The sequence below is a fragment of the Paenibacillus sp. J22P169 genome (assembly GCF_059691995.1).
In genome coordinates, this window is record NZ_JCAUAO010000002.1 from 109425 (window position 1) to 126898 (window position 17474).

At 46.5% G+C, this 17474-nt stretch carries 15 protein-coding genes and 1 pseudogene; 13 read left to right on the forward strand and 3 right to left on the reverse strand.

Annotation, left to right across the window (positions count from 1 at the left end; all coding sequences use genetic code 11):
* The first annotated feature begins 1 nt into the window (after nt 1).
* From AC58QG_RS15040 to AC58QG_RS15075, 8 genes are all read left to right on the forward strand, one after another.
* Nucleotides 2–871, forward strand: coding sequence for a carbohydrate ABC transporter permease (locus tag AC58QG_RS15040; protein ID WP_497363448.1), 870 nt, complete (start codon nt 2–4; stop codon nt 869–871).
* A 22-nt stretch (nt 872–893) separates the two neighbouring features.
* Complete coding sequence (locus AC58QG_RS15045) at nt 894–2360, forward strand: sulfatase family protein (protein WP_497362938.1); 1467 nt, start codon at nt 894–896, stop codon at nt 2358–2360.
* 33 nt (nt 2361–2393) lie between these two features.
* The gene (locus tag AC58QG_RS15050) at nt 2394–3746 is read left to right on the forward strand and encodes an alkaline phosphatase family protein (RefSeq protein ID WP_497362939.1); all 1353 of its coding nucleotides are present in this window, start codon (nt 2394–2396) and stop codon (nt 3744–3746) included.
* Nucleotides 3727–4569 carry an HAD-IIA family hydrolase gene (locus tag AC58QG_RS15055; protein ID WP_497362940.1) on the forward strand — a complete coding sequence of 281 codons (843 nt, stop codon included), beginning with the start codon at nt 3727–3729 and terminating at the stop codon, nt 4567–4569. Before AC58QG_RS15050 ends, AC58QG_RS15055 begins: the two co-directional genes overlap by 20 nt.
* A gap of 15 nt (nt 4570–4584) precedes the next feature.
* Complete coding sequence (locus AC58QG_RS15060) at nt 4585–5793, forward strand: serine hydrolase domain-containing protein (protein ID WP_497362941.1); 1209 nt, start codon at nt 4585–4587, stop codon at nt 5791–5793.
* Nucleotides 5794–5893: 100 nt separating this feature from the next.
* Nucleotides 5894–6826, forward strand: coding sequence for a S66 peptidase family protein (locus AC58QG_RS15065; RefSeq protein ID WP_497362942.1), 933 nt, complete (start codon nt 5894–5896; stop codon nt 6824–6826).
* 27 nt (nt 6827–6853) lie between these two features.
* Nucleotides 6854–7957 carry a dipeptide epimerase gene (locus tag AC58QG_RS15070; protein WP_497362943.1) on the forward strand — a complete coding sequence of 368 codons (1104 nt, stop codon included), beginning with the start codon at nt 6854–6856 and terminating at the stop codon, nt 7955–7957.
* On the forward strand, nt 7954–8877 hold the full coding sequence (locus tag AC58QG_RS15075) for a C40 family peptidase (protein WP_497362944.1): 924 nt from the start codon (nt 7954–7956) through the stop codon (nt 8875–8877). The genes AC58QG_RS15070 and AC58QG_RS15075 overlap by 4 nt, the downstream gene beginning before the upstream one ends.
* An 84-nt stretch (nt 8878–8961) precedes the next feature.
* On the opposite strand, the pseudogene AC58QG_RS15080 reads toward AC58QG_RS15075, so the two are convergent.
* Both AC58QG_RS15080 and AC58QG_RS15085 read right to left on the reverse strand, forming a co-directional pair.
* Nucleotides 8962–9384 (reverse strand): annotated as a pseudogene (locus tag AC58QG_RS15080) (discoidin domain-containing protein); the annotation flags it as partial.
* A gap of 18 nt (nt 9385–9402) precedes the next feature.
* Nucleotides 9403–9894, reverse strand: coding sequence for a discoidin domain-containing protein (locus AC58QG_RS15085; protein ID WP_497363449.1), 492 nt, complete (start codon nt 9892–9894; stop codon nt 9403–9405).
* Between the two features lie 34 nt (nt 9895–9928).
* Here AC58QG_RS15085 and AC58QG_RS15090 point away from each other — a divergent pair, with 34 nt between their 5' ends.
* A complete protein-coding gene (locus AC58QG_RS15090) occupies nt 9929–10135 on the forward strand; it encodes a hypothetical protein (RefSeq protein ID WP_497362945.1) in 207 nt (68 codons plus the stop codon).
* A 65-nt stretch (nt 10136–10200) separates the two neighbouring features.
* On the opposite strand, the gene AC58QG_RS15095 is transcribed toward AC58QG_RS15090, so the two are convergent.
* Nucleotides 10201–11133 carry an AraC family transcriptional regulator gene (locus AC58QG_RS15095; protein WP_497362946.1) on the reverse strand — a complete coding sequence of 311 codons (933 nt, stop codon included), beginning with the start codon at nt 11131–11133 and terminating at the stop codon, nt 10201–10203.
* A gap of 197 nt (nt 11134–11330) precedes the next feature.
* Between AC58QG_RS15095 and AC58QG_RS15100 the strand changes: the two genes are divergently transcribed.
* The 4 genes from AC58QG_RS15100 to AC58QG_RS15115 all read left to right on the forward strand — a co-directional run bounded on the left by AC58QG_RS15100 (nt 11331) and on the right by AC58QG_RS15115 (nt 17273).
* Nucleotides 11331–12128, forward strand: coding sequence for a phytanoyl-CoA dioxygenase family protein (locus AC58QG_RS15100; RefSeq protein ID WP_497362947.1), 798 nt, complete (start codon nt 11331–11333; stop codon nt 12126–12128).
* A 287-nt stretch (nt 12129–12415) separates the two neighbouring features.
* Nucleotides 12416–13783: an ABC transporter substrate-binding protein gene (locus AC58QG_RS15105; RefSeq protein ID WP_497362948.1), complete on the forward strand. Its 1368-nt coding sequence runs from the start codon at nt 12416–12418 to the stop codon at nt 13781–13783.
* Between the two features lie 113 nt (nt 13784–13896).
* Nucleotides 13897–15651, forward strand: coding sequence for a sensor histidine kinase (locus AC58QG_RS15110; RefSeq protein ID WP_497362949.1), 1755 nt, complete (start codon nt 13897–13899; stop codon nt 15649–15651).
* 8 nt (nt 15652–15659) lie between these two features.
* Entirely contained in the window at nt 15660–17273 is a 1614-nt protein-coding gene (locus AC58QG_RS15115) for a response regulator transcription factor (RefSeq protein WP_497362950.1), read from the forward strand.
* Nucleotides 17274–17474 lie beyond the last annotated feature (201 nt).

Consider the following 17474-nt stretch of genomic DNA (forward strand, 5'->3'; position numbering starts at 1 on the left):
GATGCGTAAATTCGATGCACGGGGCAAGAACGCTTTGTTCACCACTCTCGTTTACGGCTTACTGGGTGTTACATTAATCCTGATACTGCTTCCACTTCTTTATGTGCTGATCAGTTCTTTTTCAAGCAAACACGAAATTGCAACCAGAGGTTTTTTTCTTATTCCGCACGAGTGGGTGATTGATGCCTACGGTTATTTGCTCAGCAACGAGAATTTTAAAACTGCCTTTTCTAATTCCGTTACCATTACGGTGGTAGGCACACTAATTAATATTGTGTTTACCAGCTTGATGGCTTATGGGCTATCCAAAACGTGGTTGAAGGGACGCAGAACACTGAATTTTATTGTATTGTTCACGATGCTATTCAGCGGGGGGATGATCCCCACTTATCTGGTCGTACGAGAACTTCACTTGCTCGACAGCTATTGGTCTTTATTTCTTGTTGGAGCCATCGCACCCTTCAACTTAATTGTGATGCGTAGTTTCTTTCAGAACATTCCGCCCGAACTCGAAGAAGCAGCTAAAATCGATGGTTGTAGTGAACTGCGCCTATTCTGGACGATTGTCATACCACTGTCGATGCCTGCCATTGCTACTTTCACACTGTTTTATGCGGTGCATAATTGGAACACTTATTTCTTAGCCATCTTGTATATCAATGATTCTTCGAAATGGCCGCTGCAAGTGTTTCTGAGACAGATGCTGATCGTATCGGAATCGAGCATGGAGAACCAAGCAGGAAGTTTTGAATTCGGACCGGCTGTTAAAATGGCTGCAGTCATCTTGACGGCGCTCCCGTTGCTGATTGTTTACCCTTTCATGCAAAAATACTTCAACAAGGGGATGCTTCTCGGTTCAGTAAAAGGTTAATTCATAGGAGGTTGTAGTTATTATGCGAATTTTGCTGCTAGATCTAGATTCGTTAAATCCTGAACATTTGGGCTGTTACGGCTATCGTCGTAACACCTCTCCCAATATAGACTCAATAGCTAATCAAGGAATCCGATTCACGAATTACTATACATCGGATGCTCCCTGCTTCCCTTCCAGAACGGCACTGATGACGGGACGATTCGGTATTCATAACGGAGTCGTTGGCCACGGCGGAACTGCGGCAGATGTCCGTTATGAAGGGGCTGAGCGTGGATTCCGCGATCAGCTGTCCAAAGACAGCTTGCCCGCATTTTTGCGTACTGTCGGATTAAAAACGACTCTGATTAGTCCCTTTGCCGAAAGGCATGCTTCCTGGTCGTTCTATGCAGGGTTCAACGAAATGCACAACACCGGAAGAAGAGGGATGGAGTCCGCAGAAGAGGTGACTCCCTCCGTCTTAAAGTGGATTGAACAGAATGGTGAGGAAGACAATTGGTTCCTATATGTGAATTATTGGGACCCGCATACGCCATATCGCGCACCGGAAAGCTTTGGTAATCCTTTTAAGGATGAGCCATTGCCCGATTGGTGCACAGAAGATATGCTTCAGCGCAACAAGGAGAAAGTCGGACCCCACAGCGTTCATGAAATCAATATGTTTGACAATCATACGTACCCGCAATACCCGCGTTACCCAGGCGAAATTACCGATATGGACAGCATGAAAATGATGATCGATGGATATGATTGCGGGATTCGCCATATGGACGATCATATCGGCCTGTTGTTTCAATCTCTGGCTTCCAAAGGCGTTCTGGAGGACCTAGTGATCATCATCACCTCCGACCATGGAGAAAACATGGGCCAACTAGGCATTTACGGAGAACACGGAACTGCCGATCAGGGTACTTGCCGTATCCCTATGATCATCCGATGGCCTAATGCCCCTGAGGGACTTGTTAATGAGGGTTTGCACTATCATTTGGATTTATTGCCGACGTTAGCCGATCTGTTTCAAAAACCTCCAGCTTCAAGCTGGGACGGACAGAGCTATGCATCTGTACTGAAGGAGGAATCGTCTTCTTCCAGCGGACGTGAGTATCTGGTTGTTTCCCAATGTGCGCACGTCTGTCAAAGAAGCGTCCGGTTCGGAGATTGGCTGTATATACGCACCTATCATGACGGCTATCACCTATTTGACGAAGAGATGCTATTTCATTTACGCGAGGATCCATTGGAACAGAACAATATAGCTTCACAAAATAGGCATATCTGTAAGGATGCGGTGTATTACTTGAATCAATGGCATGATGACATGATGAAGTCAATGCCGTTCGATACGGATCCATTGTGGACGGTAATGAAAGAAGGAGGCCCTTTTCACGCGAAAGGGTATTTAAGGGCTTACTCGGAGAGGCTGGAGCTAACTGGTAGGGGACATGCTGTATCTGAACTCAGGCGTCGCCACCCCCGTGAATTTGAGTAATCTTAAATAATTTTTTATTGGGAGGAAGCAACAATGTCGGAACAAGTGAAAGATCAACTACCTACGGTATTAGTGATAAGCATTGATGGATTGTCCTTTAACAGCTGGAATCGGGATAATGTACCGATGCCCAACTTGAAAAAGCTTGCGGAGCGAGGTGCAAAAGCTAGAATGAGAAGTATTACTCCAACTGCTACCTGGGCGATTCATACAAGTCTCGCATGCGGTACGGATCCCCGTAAACATGGCGTGTTGGGGAATTGGGTCATTGACAGAGAAACCAATTCGGTTGGAGAGCATTTTGGGGAACGCATGTACCCGAAGGAAGAATCGGTTCATAGTGAGACGATTTATGATGCAGTGAAAAAGCTGGGCGGGACGACTGCAGCGATTTGTTGGCCCAAGACGTTTGGCGCCAAGAGTCTTGATTTCGTCATTCCGGAATGCTACGAACAAGAGTTAATGGAAGCAGGCAGTACGCCAGAATTATGGAAGGAATTAGTAGACCTTGGACTTCCCATGCAAAGTTACGGGCCTTGGAGCAAAGACCATGCACGTGGACAGATGCAGGATTGGCTGACGACCGAGGTGGCCAAGCATATTATTCGTAAACATTCTCCAAATCTTCTGCTCGTTCATTACCTGCTTCCGGACAGCTATCAGCACGACTACGGAACGAACTCTCCAGAACTTGACTGGTCACTAACATATACGGACGAACGCATCGGAGAGCTTATTAAGGAACTGGAAGAGATGGGCCGCTTAGAGGATACTTACGTGGTTGTATTGTCCGATCATGGCTTTTCTGATGCGCTTTGGACATTTTATCCTAACGTTTTGTTTAAGCAGCATGGCTTATTCGATGAAGAGCACCCGGAGCAGAGCAAGGTAATGGCGGTCTCCAACGGTGGAAGCGGATACGCCTACTTGTTGGAACAGGATCCAGAAATGCGTGAAGTACTTCGCTCAAAAGTGCGTTCGCTGATTGGGGAGACTAAGGGAGTGGTGAGATTGCTCGAGTCTGATGAAGACTTCGCCTTATGGGGGCTTCCTGTCGGTGAAGAGCATGCCCGATTTAAACCTGATTTTGTGTTTGAAATGGAACTGGATTGTTTCGTTAACTTTGGGCACAAAGGCAATGATGTCACGGTGGAACGGGCAAAATTCACCGGAATGCACGGTTATTTTTCCGATCGTGATGCGATGAAAGCGATGTTCGTAGCTGCCGGACCTGGGATAGGTCAAGGTCTGACGCTGCCGGAAATCAACATTGTGGATACAGCACCTACGATTGCAGGTTGGTTCGGAATTAATTTACCGGACGCTGACGGGAGAAATCTACAACTGGAACGAGAGGAAGTGTTCCATGCAGGACCAAAAGCTTGACCTTCAGGTAGTTTCGGGTGCATGTGAAGCGTTGCTCAAAGCGGAAGCCGTTTTTTTCGATCTGGACGGGTGCATCTATTTTAGCGATAGGTTAGCAGGTGGAGCCAAAGAGCTGCTTCATTTTCTGGAAGAGAAAAAGAAACAAATAAGGTATGTGACGAATAACTCAACCGATTCGGGCGTACAAGTAGCGGCTCGCTTATCTAGAATGGGGCTGGAGGTCCGGCCGGAATATGTAATGACTGCAACTGAGCTTGTAGGCCTACATCTGGTAAAAGTATATGGAAAAAAGACACTGAAAGTAATCGGCAGTCAGTCGCTGCATGCAGCTTTAGAGCAGTATGGGCATGATGTGCTTCCTTTAGACAGTTCGACTCAGGCACAGATGGTTGTCATTGGTAGGGATACCGAGTTCGATTACAAAAAGCTTCAATTCCTTGTAGAGGAAGCAGATCGTGGTACGCCGCTGCTAGCAACCAATCCCGATCTGACCCATCCAGGGAACAGGGGGCAGAAAGTGCTGGAAACGGGAGCCTTATATGCTCCGGTGGAGGCTATTACGCGTAATAAGGTCGATTACTTCGGTAAACCGGCGCCATACATGTTCCAACTCACTATGGAAAAGTGCGGGATTCAGGGTTCTAAAGCTTGTGTGATGGTTGGCGACAATCTCTATACGGACATTGCCGGAGGTCGCTCGGCTGGGATGAAAACGATTTGGCTGTACGGACCAAGCGGTTCATCGACAATTCCGAAAGATGCTGTGAGTCCCGATTATGCTGTCCAAGATTTGCAGACATTGGCGGGTTTCATTAAAAACTAAGCGGAGGCCAAATGAATGAGTAAACAGGATGCTGCATGTCCAATTGAGGCTATCGTTGACGAAATCTCCGTAAGTCTAGAGCAGGGAATCCTAGAGGGCATTTTCCCGGGGGGAATCTGCAGTTTGGAAGTAGGCAAACATCCTCCCATTGTTATTGCTAGAGGCACTATGGAAGCCGGTCGTAAAGATAAACCTGTTAGTCAAGATACCCTCTATGATCTGGCTTCACTAACGAAGGTGGTTGTAGCGCTGCCGCTTATTTTACGCAGCGTGCAGGCGGGGCGTTTGTCTTTGAACGACCCGATCTTGACCTACCTTCCCGAGCTCTCAGAAGGACAGGATGCCGAAGTTAAGAAGCAGATTACTTTGTACCATCTTCTGACCCATACTTCGGGATTACCCGGATGGAGACCATTTTACCTACAAGGTAATGGTAGGGAGTCTTATCTCCGCTTGATAGCTGAAGAAGCATTGGTCGGCACACCGGGAAGTCAGGTTATTTACAGCGATTTAGGATTTATACTGCTAGGCTTTATTATAGAAAAGGTCTGGGATGAGCCACTCGATCAACTTGCGAGGAGAATGTTATTCCAAGCCAATGGCATGGCTACAGCTTCTTATAAACCACTGGAACAGCATCCAATTCTAGCTTCGAACATCGCTCCAACGGAAGATGGGAACATGTTTGAACGCGGGATGATTACTCAGGACAACGCCTATCAGCATTTAGATCGTCGAGTCCATACATTTCCTTGGCGGCAAGGAGTGATTTGCGGAACCGTGCATGACGGTAACGCCTATTACGGCCTGGACGGGGTGAGCGGACATGCTGGTTTATTCTCGAGCATTTCAGATCTGCAGAACTATATGAAGATTTGGACCGGGAAAACGGAAACCGGATTTATCGATCCCGTGCTTCGCAATTTTGCAACCCGTTCTCATACAAGTACATTTTCTTCGATTCAGAGAGGGCTCGGTTGGGAGGTGTCGCCGACGGGTGGCACTATGAGTGCGGTCATATCCGGATGTACCGGAGGCGATCTGGTTTCGCCCGAAGCATCTGGCCATACAGGATTTACCGGTACCTCGATATGGCAAGATCCGCTTCGTCAGGCTACACTGATTACTTTAACCAATCGGGTGAACCCGACCGTTAGCCTTCAAATCAAACAATGGCGAAGAAGTCATCATAATCGAATTTTTTCAAAATTGAAGGGGAGATAAGCCTATCGGTCGATTGGGCTTGAAATAAGCTTTATCAAAAGAGGGGTGTGCACCTATTAGGGGGCTTCCCCTTTTTTCTAACAGGAAAGGAACGTTCAGGATGGCCCAGCTTATAAAACCACGGCGATTACGCCCCGGGGATACGGTAGGCATTACAGCTCCGGCGAGTCCCGGGGATAGAGAGCAGATTAAAGCGGCTGCTTATTTTCTGGAAAAACTAGGACTTAATGTTTGGCTGGGAGATACCATAACCAAGCAGCACGGTTATCTTTCGGGAACTGACGAGGAACGGGCCCAAGAATTGAATGCCATGTTCGCCGATCCGGACATCAAAGCGATCATCTGTGCAAGAGGCGGATACGGCACTGGAAGAATTGCGGATAGGCTCGACTATGATCTCATTCGGGCCAACCCGAAGATTTTCTGGGGCTATAGTGATATTACTTTTTTGCATGCGGCGATAGGAAGTTTCGCGGGATTGGTTACTTTTCACGGACCTATGTTGATCGATTTGGGCAAAGAAAATGTGCACCCGTTAACCGTTCAAAATTATGATACACTTATCCGTCCGGCGGTTCTGCGCTATACCGAAGAAATATCCCCTCTTCAAACTTTAGTGGAAGGTGAAGCCTTCGGACCTCTAGTCGGTGGGAACATCTCTTTAATTGTAAGTACACTAGGAACGCCTTATGAGCTGGATACGAGGGGGAAACTTCTATTTATTGAAGATATCGACGAAGAGCCCTACAGGTTGGATCGAATGTTAAATCAACTCAAGCTCGCTGGGAAATTTGCCGACGCGGCTGGAATCCTTATATGTGATTTTAATAATTGTGTGCCGAATACACGTATTTTGTCGCTTACTTTAGAGGAGATTTTTAACGATCACATCGTTTCCGCGAGGAAGCCGACGCTCTCGGGATTCAAAATAGGCCACTGCTCTCCGAATATTGCGGTTCCAATTGGCATAGGAGCAAGAATGAACACCTACGAGAAGTTGCTGGCATGTACGGAACCCGGTTTAGAAGCATAAGTTTAAAGAGCTATGGAGGCAACCAATATGAACATGATTCAAAGTGTTGAAGTAATGAGGCAGTCGACTCCGCTCAAAAAGCCGTTTAAAACAGCACTGCGAACCGTGTATAAAACGGAGTCTATTATTGTTCGGATCAAGACCAACGACGGCAGAGTCGGTTGGGGAGAGGCGCCGGCGACCATTGTCATAACTGGCGACAGCTTGGATAGTATCGAGTCGGCAATCGTAAATACCTTCACCCCTTTATTGATTGGAAAAAACTTGCTGGCTTACGAACGCATTCTGCAGGAAATCCATCAATCGATGATTGGGAGCAGCAGTGCTAAAGCGGCAGTAGATATGGCTATATACGATCTGGTTGCACAGTACTGTGGTTTACCCTTGTACCAGTTCCTTGGAGGATATAAGGATCAGATTGAAACGGACTTCACGGTCAGCGTCAATTCGCCAAAGGAAATGGGAGAAGACGCGATTCGTTATGTGCAAGAAGGCTTCAATGTTCTGAAAATTAAAGTTGGCAAGGATAATATCCAAGAGGATATCGCAAGAATGATGGAAATCCGCCGATGCGTGGGAAACAGCGTGAAAATTCGCATAGATGCGAATCAAGGGTGGCAGGTAAAGGATGCTATTCGGACGATCCGTCGTATGGAGGATTTAGGACTTGATATTGAACTGGTCGAGCAGCCAGTGAAAGCTTTCGATATCGAAGGGTTAAAAATGGTTACAGATCATGTGGAAACTCCCATAATGGCGGATGAGAGTGTGTTTACTCCCATTCAAGCCTTTGAGGTGTTGAGAAGTCGCGCAGCCGACCTGATTAATATCAAACTGATGAAATCCGGCGGTATATACAAAGCACAAATCATTAATCAAATCGCGGAAGAGTTCGGTGTTGAGTGCATGATGGGCAGCATGATCGAATCCCGTGTGGCCGTAACAGCTGCAGCTCATTTTGCTGCTAGTAAGAAAAATATTACCCGTTGTGATTTCGATGCTCCGTTAATGATGCTTCAAGATATTGTGGTTGGCGGTGTACAGTATGACGGAAGGGTCATGACTTTTCCAAAAGCTGCGGGACTTGGTATTTTTGACGTGATCCACAGCCAAAGTGTAGTGGGTTCATGAGCACGCCTAAACGAATGACGGTTGTTGTCTCTGTCGCAACGGTATGGACGAAGCCGGAATCTCCAAGGCCTATGGATGAGCCTGCATTGAGGTATCCAGCCGAAATAAGAGAATGGCTGGGCAACATGACGCTTAGAGAAAAACTGGATTTGTGTCTAGCGAACCGGGTTCAAACACAAATACTTTATGGTTCCTCTGTACTTGTCGTGGAAGAACGAGATGGTTGGAGCAAGGTGCATATCCCTCAGCAGGGAACACGTAAGGACGCTTTGGGATATCCTGGCTGGGTACCAAGCTGCCAGCTAGTTGTAGAGGAGGAATCCCCTCTTGGATTGAAGAGAGCGGAAGTGATCTCCGATAAAGCATGGTTGTATAAGAATCCGTCCGAACTGTTGATCGAGTTGAGCTATCTAACCTCTCTTCCTGTCCTGGAGGAAAATGTAGAATGGGTGAAAGTGAAGACTCCAGAGGGGATCGGGTATTTAAAAGCAGATGATATTCGCTTGATCGATGGTCCCTTAGCTACCAAAGTTGGAGAAGCTCACATCGGACGGGGGATCGTGGAGCAGGGGAGGAGGTTCCTCGATCTGCCCTATTTATGGGGAGGAATGTCCTCTTTCGGCTATGACTGCTCCGGTTTTGTTTATGCCATGCATAGATATTTTGGGATTTTAATTCCAAGAGATGCCTCTGACCAAGCAAAGAAAGGAACTCTTGTTGACAAGGAACAGCTGGAACCGGGAGATTTGCTCTTTTTTGCTCATGAAGAAGGAAAGGGAGCAATTCACCATGTAGGTATTTACGCTGGAAACCATCAGATGATACATTCCCCAGAAACCATAAAATGTATTGAGATTGTTGACTTGAGCACATTTAAGTTGATCAAAGAGCATTGCGTATCTAGAAGGTATTGGAAGTAAGGAAGAGTTAAATCTAAAGCCAGCTTAATTGGAGGTGAAATTGTAACCTTCAATTAAACTGGCTATTTGCATTCTTCTCGCTGTTTAGTGCACTTCAATCTCCGCGAACTGCATGCGGTATGGCTGTCCGGCCTCCGTCGTAATTTGCCGAAGCGAAGTGCCTTCTACCTTGACATAACGGGCCGTCTGCGGCGTGAACGAGAAGCTTTGCGCTAGGTGGTTCGGCATCGCGTAGCCTGTTTGTGTCACGACCGTGGTCCAAGGTCCGCCTGCTAAAGCCGCAACCTGAACGGTGAAGTTGAGGGGGAAGCCGGAACCGATATTCCCGAAATCACTGCGTGGATAGAGATCGACCCTTTCGACAGCGCGGTTTGTTCCCAAATCTAGCGTAACAGACTCCGTATGATTAGAGGTCAGGTTGTTGTTGCTGGTCCAGCCTATTCTCCCGGGGACTGACTTTCGCAAGCCATCCTTTATTTTGTCTGCTCCCCAATCCGCGTTTTCAACGGAGCTCGTTGCGGAAACCTACGCGCCCTTCCCAAAGTCAGGCGATGCATATATTTCTACTTCGGCGAGCTGCATGCGATAAGGCTGACCAGCTTCCGTCGTCATTCTGCGCAGGTTCGTGCCTTCTACTTTGACATAACGCGCTGACACGGGTGTAAAGGCGAACCATTGGCCGGTATTGCCAGGCATGGCATAACCGGTTTTGGTGACAACCGTTGTCCAAGGAGCTCCTGGGTTGGTGGCCGTTTGGATCGTGAAATCGTTCGGGAACCCTTGCCCGACATTTCCAGCATCGTTGCGAGGGAAAAGGTTGACTTCGCCCACGATCTGAGTGGCTCCAAGATCGAACGTAATCGACTCGTTGTGGTTGCTTCCCGTATTGCTGGAACTCGACCAACCTGCGGATTTGAAAATAACGGAATAGCGCTGATCGTCGTTTGTTTTCGACTTGCCCCAGCCGTCTTTTGTGCTCTCGTAGGAGCTGGTTGAGGAGACGACAGCTATTGGCATCGGCAACGGACAAGAGCTCGATCTCTCGGAGTTGTTGTCTGACGGCGATAACGAGTTGGACATCATCATCATCGGCTCGCTCAAAAACGTGCTAGGCCCACATCATGATACCGATATCCCCCGTAACTCCGCATGGCCCATCATGTGGAAGAAGGCACCTCGGTATGGGCCGCCGCCAGCGAAGCGATTCGACTTTATCGATTACGGCATGTTTGAGCCGCCAGATTTGCTGCGGCGTTAACCGTAAGCTTGGCTATATAAATATGGGGCTTGGTTCATAACTCGGACCAAGCCCCTTCTATGTCTTTAGAAAGTCTCACTAATATAATGACGGGAATTCAACGAATCGGCATATTTCTTCGGTGACAATCCTTCCGTTTTTTTGAACAGCTTGCTGAAGTAGAAAAGATCACCGATTCCGACCTGATCAGCGATCTCTTCAATCGTGAACTTGTTCAGTCTAAGCAATCGTTTGGCTTCCTCCATCCTCAACCGCAACAAGTATTGCGATACAGATTGTCCTGTCGCCTGTTTAAATAAAGTGCCGAAATATTTAGGTGACAAGTTAGCCCTTGCGGCTAATTCAGGCAAATCGATTTTCTTCTTATACTGCTGTTGCATGAATTGTATGGCATCCAACATCATATCAGCATGGGAGTGATCGATCCATATGCCTTCTTTCGTTGTGAGCTCCTGATGGACAAGTCCCAATAAGCGTAAAAAGGAAGACTTCAACCAGATTTGTGAGTCAGCTCTTGATTCTTGAAATTGAAAGGTTAATTCGCTAAAAGCTTCATGAAACGGATGGATGCGTTTAGGTATCAAGTGTTCCGGAATTTCTAACTCGACGAGTTCAGCATTCGGTCTAGCTTGCAACCATTTAGCATCAGGCATTCCCTCGTTCTGCTTTTGACCTAAATAAACGGAGTAGGGAGAGAAATCAGCTGCTTCGCCTAGAAACACATAGTCAAAGTGGACAGCGAAGCATTGCATGGATTCATTGTCGTTTACGAACATTTCGTTTAATTTGTGTGGACGAATATACAATAAGGCGCCAGGATCCATCGCATATTCGTTGCTTTCGATTCTGAGCCGGCCTGAGCCGCTAACGACATAGATAAACTCGTGGTCATAAATATATCTTTCCGAAAGGTGAGCTCCCTGTGGAATAACGACCTCGTGAACGTATCTAACGTAAGGGGATAACGTTTTGTAGTCGATCCGATAAGCGTTTGCCATTCCTATCAACCCCATGTTCTCGATTTTCTATAGTCTAATCATAGCAACAATAGAGCAGTTTTAATAATGTTTTCTTCATAATAATTCGGTATTTTCCCATTCGACTTTTTTACATAAAGTTCCGAAGTCTCTTCATTCTCCCTGGCTTCATCCCCTTGTAGAATTGAACTATACCACCACCAAGGAGGAAATAAACAATGAGCGTTAATACACCAATTACAGGTGAGCATATTTCATTCTATCGGGAGAATGGCTTCGTTAAAGTCGAGAACATGCTTACTGCCGAAGAGTTGGAACTGCTTCGCGAATATCTGGAGGAAGCCATGCAGACGGACAGCGATCGTTCGGTTAAAACTGATAAGCAGGACGGTTTATACTACCGGGTATTAAATCAGAAAGTAAATACGTGGAGAGATCATGCCGGCATGGGGAAATTCAGCTTTCATGAAAGATTTGCGGAGTCTGCGTTAGCCTTGACGGGCTCTAATGAAATTCGCTTTTTCCATGACCATGGACTGTGGAAAATGCCCAACGATTCCAAGCCGACGCCTTGGCACCAAGATACGCCTTACTGGCCAGTCAATGAGGCCGAAAAAGGGATGATGTCCATCTGGATAGCCTTAGACGACGTGAACGAGCACAACGGCTGCATGGCCTTTATACCTAAATCGCATACACTTGGGAAATTAACCAGTATTGATTTAGCGAATCCCCAAGACATTTTCGATTATGTGGAAGGCGGGCAATTGGACGATCGGAAGCCTGTTGTTGTACCGTTGAAGGCGGGCAGCTGCACCTTCCACAACGGCTTAACGTTTCACTACGCCCATAAGAACGAGACCGACAGACCAAGACGAGCTTTAGCTATTATCTATATGCCAGATGGTATCACATTTAGCGGCAAAGCCCATACCGTTACGAACGGGTTGAATCTGGAGAAAGACCAGCCTGTCAAAGGGCCCCTGTTCCCGTTGTTGGCCAAACGCGAAGCCTAGACACAAAGCAACAAACCCGGAAGTCCATATGTTCATGGACTTCCGGGTTTGTGTTTGTTCTATACCGCTATATCCATCCTGTTCTGTGTGTTTTTAATACATAATTTTATGTCTTATTATCAAAATGTGATCTGTTTTGCAGGTTAAGGTTTCCCCCTTTTTTACTTTCATCGCCCAGCATGATAATTTTATAAGTTAGAAGCAGAGCATTTTGAATTTAATGTTCGAGCCCCTTTGATAAGATAATGTCAAGAACAACAACAGATAACGAGAGGGGCAACAATCGTATGAAAAAGATTAGTCAAACAGTCGTAAGCGCTATCGTAGTTGGTGGTTTGTTGGCAGGATGTTCTTCACAGAGCGATAGTGGAAGCACAGCAAGTACTTCATCATCATCATCAGTACCTAGTCAAACAGATGCATCTGTGAAAAAAGAAGAGAAAGTAAAACTCACCTTCTGGAGAAACTCGGGGAACGATACGGAGAATGCGGCTTACGACAAGTTAGTGGCATCTTTTATGCAGAAGTATCCGAATATTTCCGTGGAAATGACACCGATTCCATACTCGGATTATGACACGAAATTACGTGTATCCATCGCTTCAGGAAGTCCACCGGACATCATGGCGCTAGACGCACCAACCGTCGGTTCGTATGCAAACGCTGGAGCACTTAAACCATTAACTGCCTACTTCAAAGCAGACGGCAATATGGATGATGTTCCGAAATCAACACTTGCGACCTACACGTATCAAAATGAAATCTACATGGCGCCGCTAACCGAATCTTCCATTGCAATGTTCTACAACAAAAAGCTTTTCCAATCAAAAGGCATTCCACTTCCTTCCAAAAACCCAGACGAGCCATGGACATGGGATCAAGTTCTGGATGCTGCAAAAAAAGTTAATGATCCAGCAAATGGCATCTTCGGAATCGACCCTGCGCAAGGTTTTGGCAACGCGGGTGGTACAGCGTACTTCAAGTATCCGATCATTTGGCAGCTGGGCGGCGAGATCATGAGCCCTGATGGTAAAACGTCCAAAGGCTACCTAGATTCGCCACAAACGAAAAAAGCCGTTCAGTTCTTCTCCGATCTATATAACAAAGATAAGGTATCTGCGCTCGAGTATCCACCAGATCCATTCCCGAACGGTAAACTGGCAATTACGATTGATGGCTCGTGGTCTCTGGCTAATTTGAAGGAGAAATTCCCAAATTTCAAGCTGGGAGAAGACTATGATATTGCTCCTTTGCCAAAAGGAACGACACAAGCCGTAGCCAATGGCAGCTGGGCCCTTGGTATTTCCGGGAAAAGTAAGCATCCTGATGAAGCTTGGAAGTTCATCAACTGGGTAACTGGAGAAGAAGGACAGAAAACATACGCTGGAATGACGAAGGATATTCCAGCCCGTTATTCATCAGCGAAGGCGTTCCCAGAACTGAATGAGTATCCGAAGAATATCTTCGTGGTTCAAAATCAGAAGTACGGCAGACCGCGTCCTATCACGCCGATCTTTCCTCAAATGTCGGATGCTGTGAACAAAATGTTTGAGGACGTCACGATTGGTAAACGCAATATCGATGCTTCGATCGCAGAAGCCATTACGACCATTGATAAGGCTTATGCAGATGTCCTAGCACAACAAAAAAAGTAAGCAGATCCAGATAAGTGAGACGAATCATTTCGATGATCGTCTCTTTGTCGTATGATAGATAGAATTAAACATAACGGGGGGATATCATGTTTTTCTCATTGAGGAGCCGTTTAATGGCGATTTTCTCGGTTCTGCTGCTCCTCCCTTTTGCCACATTGGCCTATATACTTAGTGAGGAAGCGACCAAAACGATCAAGTCGTCGATCGAAGCTTCAACGTCTCAAACCATTGAGCAGTTTGCCTCCCATGTGGGGACGCTGCTTACGCAGGTCGAGGATACAGGCAATCAAGTGATGAGCTCTCGAACCACGCAGGATTGGCTTACCGTACATTTAAATCCGGATAGTACGATTCAGGAACGGGTTCTCGTAAAGCAGCGACTGCGAGAATATTTCTCGTCCTATGCAGTAAACAACTCAAGCGGAATATCTCTGAGTGCGTTTGCTGAGGATGCAGGCGGCGTGTGGACACAGGACAAATCGTACAAGAACAGTGAGTGGTTTCAGGCTTTTATAACAGAAAACAAGCGTTGGACTACCGCACACAAGGATGTCGATCAGTCGGATGAATTTATGCGAGTGAGGTCGATTAATAGCTTTCTTTTTCCACTTGTGCAGCTGCAGTCACTGAGAAATATGGGCTTTATCAAGGTGAATTATCCGACAACGCTGCTTCGCAATGCCATTGAAAAGATCCATGTGGGGAAGACGGGGAAGGTAGTTTTGCTGACGCATGAGGGCAAAAGTGTGCTGGATCAAAACCTGTCCGAAGATGGGGACATGCTGGGAAAGGGGCTCCAGCAAATCGATGCCCGTTTTGATGGGGATGCTAGTGGCATCTTTCCAATGGATGTTAAGGGAGAGACGAATCTACTCTTTTTCCGTAAGCTGACTGCTCAGAATTGGACGATTGTCGGAAGTGTTCCTGAGGCTGAATTGTATGAAAAAATCACACACATTCGTCAAACTATGCTCGTCGTAACGGTATTGTTGCTGATTGTTGCGATTCTGACGGCATTTTGGTTATCTGCAGGCATTACCAAGCCGCTTAGTGTGATGGGGAGGGCAATGAAGCATGTAGAGCGTGGGGAGTTCCATCAAGCGCTACACGTAATGCCGAAGGTAGGCGAGGGCCACAGTGAAGTGAACTATGTGACAGCTGTTTTCAAGCAGATGACCCATAGGTTGCGCTATTTGATCGAGACGGAGTTCGAGACGAACTTACGTAGGAAAAATGCTGAATACAAGGCACTGCTGCTGCAAATTAATCCGCATTTCTATAATAATACGCTTGAAATCATAAGCGGGCTGGCGGCTATGAAACGGGAAGACCTTGTGATGGATGCGACAGAAGCTTTGGGCAAAATGATGAGATACTCGCTCAACCTAGGAAGTGATTTGGTTCGAGTGACGGAGGAAATGGCTTATATTAGGGATTATTTGTTCATTCTCCATTTGAGACATGAGGAGCGATTGCAGGTAGTGATCGAGGAAGATTCCGCGGCAGATCATTTTGTGATTGCCAAATTTATCATTCAACCCCTGGTGGAAAATGCCGTGAAGTACAGCTTGGAGAAGGATTGCGTAGCACGGGTTACATTGATGACGCAGCTGCAGGAGGATAAACTGCTGATAACCGTGAAGGATAATGGCATTGGCATGTCCCCTGATTTAGTACACAATCTACTCGACGAGCTCAATTCAGGTGATTCCGTGGCGATTCTAAGTACAGAGGGGCAGAGTATCGGGCTTCGAAATGTGTTATCACGATGTCGGTTAAATTATGGGGAACAATTTCATTTAGAGCTGCATTCTAAGCTGGGGGAAGGGACAGAATTGAGCTTAATTCTGCCACTGATAAGGAGCTGACAACCGAGATGTACAGAATCATGCTGATTGATGATGAGGTCGGCGTTCGTAACAGTATCAAAGCCAAAATTGATTGGACATCCGCAGGATTCGAAATCGCGCTTGAAGCGGCGAATGGTCTGGAAGCTCTGCAGCTTCTAGAGGATCACGCGTTGCCGGATGTTATCATTACCGATGTGCGCATGCCTCAAATGGACGGGATTGCTTTTGTTAGTGCATGCAAGGAAAAGTACCCTTCACTTCGCATCATTGTGCTTTCGGGTTACTCGGATTTTGAATATATGAAGGCCGCGATTCAACTGGGTGTGAAGGATTATCTGCTCAAACCCGTGGTTCGCAGTGAACTAGCCGCACTTCTTGGCAAGCTTGCCACAGAGTTGGAAGAGGATCGCAATCGCATGTGGGAACAGGATCAAGAGGAAATCAAAAATCACCAACAACTAAAAATAATGCAGGAGCAACTTCTCTGGCAACTGGTTAAGGATGAATGGTTCAGCGCGTCTTCTATGAAGGAACGAATGGAGCAGTTGCAGTTATCCGCTTTAGCAGTTGATAATGTGTATGTTCAGTTTGTCACGGTCGAGATGCGAATTCCACCAGGGAGATTGGATGATTGGAGTGAACGGAAAGACTTACTCTACCTAGCTTTTCAGATGCTTTGCCGGGAGTCTGCCCAGAAGTGGGAGCATATCTATTCCTTCTACGCTATGAGTCATCCGGCGATGATACATTTTGTTATTTTGGTTCAAAATGTCGAGCATGACCGCTTCTTGGCTAACTTCGTGCGTAAACTGAAGCGGGATATCCAAAGCTACCTCAAAGTAGACAGCGTACTCGGCATCGGAGAGCCCATTAACGGTTTGAGGCAGCTCAAAGATGGATACGCATCAAGCATGCTGGCCTGGAGCCAAAGCACGATCCATTCTGATAAGGCCGAGCTGCATCGGAACATGCTCGCCATGACGCATACCTTTTCCCCCGATGTGGAGAGAAAACTGATGCAAACCATCGAAAATCTCGATATGGCATCATTTATGAAGCAACTGCACAGCATTTTTTCTACGGATCGAGATACGCCGATGTTTGTATTCACCTTTTTGACGTTACGCATTATTCTCTTGTTTACTGCCATTGCGAAGAAATTTGAACTTGGAGATGCGTCTCTGCAGAGCTACCTGTGGAACTGCCAAATGACCGTGCGAGACTACTCCTCCAGGGAGCAGGTGTTGGGGCAGCTACATGATATGGCAGAACTGGTCATGGAGGAAGTGAGGAAAACCAGGTTCTCGAGCGGTCAGCAAATGATGGAAGCTATACGTAACTATGTGGATGAAAATTATTCCTATGAGCTCACGTTAGCATCGCTTGCAGCTATGTTTCATCTCAATGAAACGTACTTGTCAGGACTGTTTAAGCAGCATGTGGGGATGACTTTTAGTGATTATGTCACGAAGTTGCGATTGAACAGGGCTGCGGTTTTGCTCAAAGAAAGTGAGCTCAAGCTGACGGATATCGCTACGTTGGTTGGGTACTCCAGTTCGAGTTACTTTAGTACGGCTTTTAAGAAGTTTTATGGGAAGGGACCGAAGGAGTATCGTGAGGAGCTTTATCGAACGAACTGATCACATATAAATATAGGCTTTTTATACTAGCTGACACTCATATGAAATTTCTAGAAAAAGCGAATATTTGAAAAACAAAGGAGCTACGTAGTGTTTGCGCAGCTCCTTTGTTTTTGCATGTAAGAGTGTTTTCTTAAAAATTGTTGACGTGGTAAGACTCGTCACGACCTGCAAATCATTTTAAAAGCAAACTCCCAATAA

Coding starts and splice junctions, on each gene's coding strand:
- AC58QG_RS15085 (WP_497363449.1), bottom strand. CDS start 9,894: ATGCCAATAGCTGTCGTCTCCTCAACCAGCTCCTACGAGAGCACAAAA.
- AC58QG_RS15075 (WP_497362944.1), top strand. CDS start 7,954: ATGAGCACGCCTAAACGAATGACGGTTGTTGTCTCTGTCGCAACGGTA.
- AC58QG_RS15040 (WP_497363448.1), top strand. CDS start 2: ATGCGTAAATTCGATGCACGGGGCAAGAACGCTTTGTTCACCACTCTC.
- AC58QG_RS15100 (WP_497362947.1), top strand. CDS start 11,331: ATGAGCGTTAATACACCAATTACAGGTGAGCATATTTCATTCTATCGG.
- AC58QG_RS15050 (WP_497362939.1), top strand. CDS start 2,394: ATGTCGGAACAAGTGAAAGATCAACTACCTACGGTATTAGTGATAAGC.
- AC58QG_RS15105 (WP_497362948.1), top strand. CDS start 12,416: ATGAAAAAGATTAGTCAAACAGTCGTAAGCGCTATCGTAGTTGGTGGT.
- AC58QG_RS15065 (WP_497362942.1), top strand. CDS start 5,894: ATGGCCCAGCTTATAAAACCACGGCGATTACGCCCCGGGGATACGGTA.
- AC58QG_RS15060 (WP_497362941.1), top strand. CDS start 4,585: ATGAGTAAACAGGATGCTGCATGTCCAATTGAGGCTATCGTTGACGAA.
- AC58QG_RS15110 (WP_497362949.1), top strand. CDS start 13,897: ATGGCGATTTTCTCGGTTCTGCTGCTCCTCCCTTTTGCCACATTGGCC.
- AC58QG_RS15045 (WP_497362938.1), top strand. CDS start 894: ATGCGAATTTTGCTGCTAGATCTAGATTCGTTAAATCCTGAACATTTG.
- AC58QG_RS15070 (WP_497362943.1), top strand. CDS start 6,854: ATGAACATGATTCAAAGTGTTGAAGTAATGAGGCAGTCGACTCCGCTC.
- AC58QG_RS15055 (WP_497362940.1), top strand. CDS start 3,727: ATGCAGGACCAAAAGCTTGACCTTCAGGTAGTTTCGGGTGCATGTGAA.
- AC58QG_RS15115 (WP_497362950.1), top strand. CDS start 15,660: ATGTACAGAATCATGCTGATTGATGATGAGGTCGGCGTTCGTAACAGT.
- AC58QG_RS15095 (WP_497362946.1), bottom strand. CDS start 11,133: ATGGCAAACGCTTATCGGATCGACTACAAAACGTTATCCCCTTACGTT.